We start from the raw sequence: 4,555 nt of genomic DNA, 5'->3' as shown, positions 1-4,555 counted from the left end.
GAGCACACGCCTGAAAAGTGTGGGGTCGCCAGTTCGATCCTGGCTCTGGCCACATTTTAACCCCGCGTCATCGGCGCGGGGTTTTCCGTACGCTCGGGTGCATGAGTGAGACGAATTACGAGATCGAGCACCACCTAGAGCATCACCGCTACGTCATTACGGTTGACGGTAAGCAGGCTGGGTTTGCGAATTACTACGAAGACGGTGGTGTCCGCGATTTCAACCACACCGTCATCGATCCAGCTTTCCGTGGGCGTGGTTTATCCGCGCCCCTTATCCAAGCTGCCCTCAACGACACAAGGAAGTCTGGGAAGAAGATCATCCCGTCCTGCTCTGCAGTGGAACACTTTGTGCAGAAGAACGAGGGCTACAAAGACCTGTTGAAGTAGTGGCGAAGTGCCTTAGCGGCTGGTGTTGTCGTTGTTACCGGCGACGTAGGCGTCTGGGTCGACAAGGTGCTGGCGTTCGTCGCTCTTGCGGGGGCGGCACTTGGCGGGGATGCCAATGGCGATGCAGTTGGGCGGAACATCTTTAGTCACAACGGCATTCGCACCGACCGCGGAGCCTTCACCGATGGTGATGGGGCCTAATACTTTGGCGCCAGCGCCGATGGTGACGTTGTCGCCGATAGTGGGGTGGCGTTTGGTCTGAGTCAGGACTTGTCCGCCGAGGGTGACGCCGTGGTAGAGCATGACACCGTCGCCGATCTCGGCGGTTTCGCCGATGACGATGCCCATTCCGTGGTCAATGAAGAAGCGGCGGCCGATGGTGGCACCGGGGTGAATCTCCACGCCTGTGAGGAAACGGGTAAATTGCGCCAGGATGCGCGCTGGTCCTTTGATGTTTCGGGTCCACAGGGCGTGTGAGATGCGGTGCATCCAGATGGCGTGAAGGCCGGAGTAGACAATCGCGTTCTCAAGATCGCCGCGGGCTGCGGGGTCGTGGAGGCGGGCGTTTTCGAGGTCCTCACGGATTGTTTGGATCACCTTGAACATGGGAGTCCACTTTAACAGCGCATAAGAAGCGGCCCCCTCGCGCGTGGGGTTTAGATTCATGCGCGAGAGGGCCAGGTAACGGTGAGTTTAGTCGCGGATGTCCTCGTAGAGGATGGTGGAGATATAGCGCTCACCGAAGTCGCAGATGACGGTGGCGATGGTCTTGCCGGCATTCTCCGGGCGTGACGCGACCTCGAGGGCGGCTGCGACGTTGGCACCGCTGGAGATCCCTCCGAGGATGCCGTCTTTGCGGGCGAGCTCACGGGAGGTGGCTACGGCGGTTTCGTTGGAGATGGTGATCACTTCGTCGATGATCCCGCGGTTTAAGGTGGCGGGCACGAAGTTCGCGCCGAGGCCTTGGATTTTGTGCGGACCAGCTTGACCTTCGGACAGGAGCGGGGAAGCGGACGGCTCTACTGCGATGAGTTTGATATCCGGGTTCTGCTCTTTCAGGTATTTGCCGGCACCGGAGATGGTGCCACCGGTGCCGACGCCGGCGATAAGAATGTCGATCTTCCCGTCGCTGTCCGTCCACAGCTCGGGGCCTGTGGTTTCGTAGTGGACGGTCGGGTTTGCTTCGTTCTCAAATTGGCGGGCCAGGATGGCGTTGTCGGTTTGTTCGACGATTTCATTCGCCTTTTCGACGGCTCCTTTCATCCCCGCCGCACCCGGCGTGAGTTCGATCTGGGCACCGTAGGCGCGCAGTACGACGCGACGCTCAACGGACATGGTTTCCGGCATGGTCAGGATGACGTTGTAGCCACGTGCCGCGCCGACGAGGGCGAGGGCGATGCCGGTGTTGCCGGAGGTGGCTTCGACGATGGTGCCGCCGGGTTGGAGCTGACCGGAGGCCTCAGCAGCGTCGATAATTGCGCGTCCGATGCGGTCTTTCACGGAGTTGGCGGGGTTGAAGAATTCGAGTTTGCCCAGGATGCGTGCCTGTGCGGCGTTGGTGCCTTCGGTGATGCCTTTAAGCTCGACGAGGGGTGTGCCACCGATGGTTTCTAGGATGTTGTTGTAGATCTTTCCCATTTTTCTCCTTTGTTGAACAGCGGTTGACATGCGATCGTACACGACCCTCCGCAAAAATCTAGACCGAGTTGTTCAATGGGGATGAACCGGATGGTTTGCGCGGGGTGGCGGGGGTAGCGTCGATAAGCGATTGCGTACCTCTTGCGCATAGTTTTTGGATTTGGTCACCCCCGATTAACCGTTAAGATGGGGGCAGTTTGTTCAACTAGGGCATTTTCGGGCCGGATCCGGGCAATGCCCTTTCTCCGTCGGGGACACTCGAACGGGGGCGATGCGACGGCCAAAGAAGGAGAGAACATGGACGCGCAAGGGGTTAAGGACGACGATGATGCGATCCGAGCGTCGCTTACTGCACTGAAGACGGCTACCGGTATCCCGGTGGCGATGTATGGCACCCTTCTTGCTGATAATCGCCTTCAGATCACCCAGTGGATTGGCCTGCGTACGCCAGCTCTGCAGAATTTGGTGATTGATCAGAATCAGGGCGTGGGTGGCCGTGTGGTGTCTACGCGCCGTGCGGTGGGGGTGTCTGATTACTTGCGCGCGAGTGTTATTTCGCATGAGCATGATCGTGCGATTCAGGATGAGGGCCTTCATTCTGTGGTTGCTGTGCCGGTGATTGTGCAGCGTGAGATTCGTGGCGTGCTGTATGTGGGCGTGCACTCTCCGGTTCGTTTGGGGGATAAGGTGATCGAGGAGGTCACTATGACTGCGCGCACGCTCGAGCAGGACCTTGCGGTCAATTCGGCTTTACGGCGCGTCGAGGGTGGCAAAGGCACCGCCAAAGCTGGCCGCGTGATGAATGGTGCGGAATGGGAGCAAGTCCGTGCGACCCATTCCAAGCTGCGGATGTTGGCTAACCGTGTTGAAGATGAGCTGATCCGCAAGGAGCTTGAGCAGCTGTGCGACCAGATGGTCGCGCCGGTGCGTGTGAAGCAGTCTACGAAGCTATCTGCACGTGAACTGGATGTTCTCTCGTGCGTGGCCCTGGGCCACACCAACGTGGAGGCAGCCGAAGAAATGGGCATTGGTGCAGAGACCGTGAAGTCCTACCTGCGTAGCGTGATGCGCAAGCTGGGGGCACACACCCGCTATGAGGCTGTGAACGCTGCGCGCCGGATTGGGGCGCTACCTTAAGTCCTAAGCCTTAAACCTTGCCTGGGGTGCTTTGGAACCGCCTTTTGTCAAAGTTTTCACTACCCTGGATCGCGTGAAAGAGCGTTTTCTTGTTCAAGGTGGGGCCCGCCTCGAAGGGGTTGTGCGCGTTGATGGCGCAAAAAACAGTGTGTTGAAGCTGATGGCCGCTGCGCTGTTGGTGGAGGGGACGACAACTCTGAATAACTGCCCGGAGATCCTTGATGTGCCTTTGATGCAGAAGGTGCTTGAAGGTTTGGGGTGTGATGTAGAGATTGAGGGCACGGTTGTGCGCATCCACACCCCGGCGTATTTGTCTTCCCGCGCAGATTTCGATGCTGTGAGGCAGTTCCGCGCCTCCGTGGCCGTCTTGGGTCCGTTGACTGCACGTTGTGGTGAGGCGGTTGTGGCGTTGCCAGGTGGTGATGCAATTGGTTCCCGCCCACTAGACATGCACCAGTCTGGCCTGGAGAAACTCGGTGCTACAACCCATATTGAGCACGGCGCCGTCGTTGCTCGGGCCGGTCGCCTGCACGGTGCGCGCATCAACCTGGACTTCCCCTCCGTCGGTGCGACGGAGAATATCCTCACCGCCGCGGTCCTCGCCGAGGGGCAAACCGTGCTGGATAATGCTGCGCGTGAACCGGAGATTGTCGATCTTTGCGACATGCTCAACTCTATGGGTGCGCGTATTACCGGCGCGGGCACTTCCACCATCACCATCGATGGTGTGGAATCCCTCCATCCCACGGAACACACCGTGATCGGCGATCGTATTGTAGCCGGCACATGGGCTTATGCTGCCGCGATGACGCGTGGTGATGTCACCGTGGTTGGCATTGCGCCACGCCATCTTCACCTCGCTTTGGCGAAGCTGAAGAACGCTGGCGCCGATGTGGAGACCTACGACAATGGCTTCCGCGTACGCATGGATGGCCGCCCCCAAGCCGTGGACTATCAAACTTTGCCGTTCCCCGGTTTCCCCACGGACCTGCAGCCCATGGCTATTGGGTTGAGTGCCGTCGCTGAAGGAACGTCTGTGATTACGGAAAACGTCTTTGAATCACGCTTCCGTTTTGTGGATGAGATGATGCGCTTGGGCGCGGACGCCACCGTTGATGGGCACCACGTGGTCCTTCGTGGGGTAGAGCGCCTGTCGTCTACGGAAGTATGGTCATCCGATATTCGTGCCGGCTCTGGCCTTGTTTTAGCTGGTCTCGTGGCTGACGGGGAGACGGTCGTGCATGACGTCGAACATATCGATCGTGGCTACCCACACTTCGTTGAAGACCTTAATAATCTTGGTGCCGAGGTGCGCCGCATATAGCCACTCGCTTATCGACGAATTAACCCCTCTCACCTGCTGGTTTGTGTTGTTGGTTGGGTGTGTGTAG

General features: G+C 58.8%; 5 protein-coding genes. 3 read left to right on the top strand and 2 right to left on the bottom strand.

Annotated features, from left to right (window positions below):
- Positions 1–101: 101 nt before the first annotated feature.
- Positions 102–389, top strand: a complete 288-nt coding sequence (locus tag Q0X21_RS10045; protein WP_102723562.1) for a GNAT family N-acetyltransferase — start codon at positions 102–104, stop codon at positions 387–389.
- A gap of 12 nt (positions 390–401) precedes the next feature.
- Here Q0X21_RS10045 and epsC read toward each other — a convergent pair whose 3' ends face one another.
- Together epsC and cysK are read right to left on the bottom strand one after the other, a co-directional pair.
- Positions 402–995 carry a serine O-acetyltransferase EpsC gene (gene epsC / locus Q0X21_RS10040; protein ID WP_034666316.1) on the bottom strand — a complete coding sequence of 198 codons (594 nt, stop codon included), beginning with the start codon at positions 993–995 and terminating at the stop codon, positions 402–404.
- Between the two features lie 87 nt (positions 996–1,082).
- Positions 1,083–2,027 carry a cysteine synthase A gene (cysK, locus tag Q0X21_RS10035; RefSeq protein ID WP_297851734.1) on the bottom strand — a complete coding sequence of 315 codons (945 nt, stop codon included), beginning with the start codon at positions 2,025–2,027 and terminating at the stop codon, positions 1,083–1,085.
- A 297-nt stretch (positions 2,028–2,324) separates the two neighbouring features.
- On the opposite strand from cysK, the gene ramA reads away from it, so the two are divergent.
- Complete coding sequence (gene ramA / locus Q0X21_RS10030; RefSeq protein WP_034666312.1) at positions 2,325–3,164, top strand: acetate metabolism transcriptional regulator RamA; 840 nt, start codon at positions 2,325–2,327, stop codon at positions 3,162–3,164.
- Between the two features lie 73 nt (positions 3,165–3,237).
- Positions 3,238–4,488: a UDP-N-acetylglucosamine 1-carboxyvinyltransferase gene (gene murA, locus Q0X21_RS10025; RefSeq protein WP_297851733.1), complete on the top strand. Its 1,251-nt coding sequence runs from the start codon at positions 3,238–3,240 to the stop codon at positions 4,486–4,488.
- The last annotated feature ends 67 nt before the right edge of the window (positions 4,489–4,555 follow it).

It is taken from the genome of uncultured Corynebacterium sp. (genome assembly GCF_947253065.1).
In the GTDB taxonomy this organism is placed as follows: Bacteria; Actinomycetota; Actinomycetes; order Mycobacteriales; family Mycobacteriaceae; genus Corynebacterium.
This window is presented reverse-complemented; position numbering and strand designations above follow the sequence as displayed.

Excerpts from the sequence above, each read along its gene's own strand:
- cysK (WP_297851734.1), bottom strand. The coding sequence starts at position 2,027 with ATGGGAAAGATCTACAACAACATCCTAGAAACCATCGGTGGCACACCC.
- Q0X21_RS10045 (WP_102723562.1), top strand. The coding sequence starts at position 102 with ATGAGTGAGACGAATTACGAGATCGAGCACCACCTAGAGCATCACCGC.
- epsC (WP_034666316.1), bottom strand. The coding sequence starts at position 995 with ATGTTCAAGGTGATCCAAACAATCCGTGAGGACCTCGAAAACGCCCGC.
- ramA (WP_034666312.1), top strand. The coding sequence starts at position 2,325 with ATGGACGCGCAAGGGGTTAAGGACGACGATGATGCGATCCGAGCGTCG.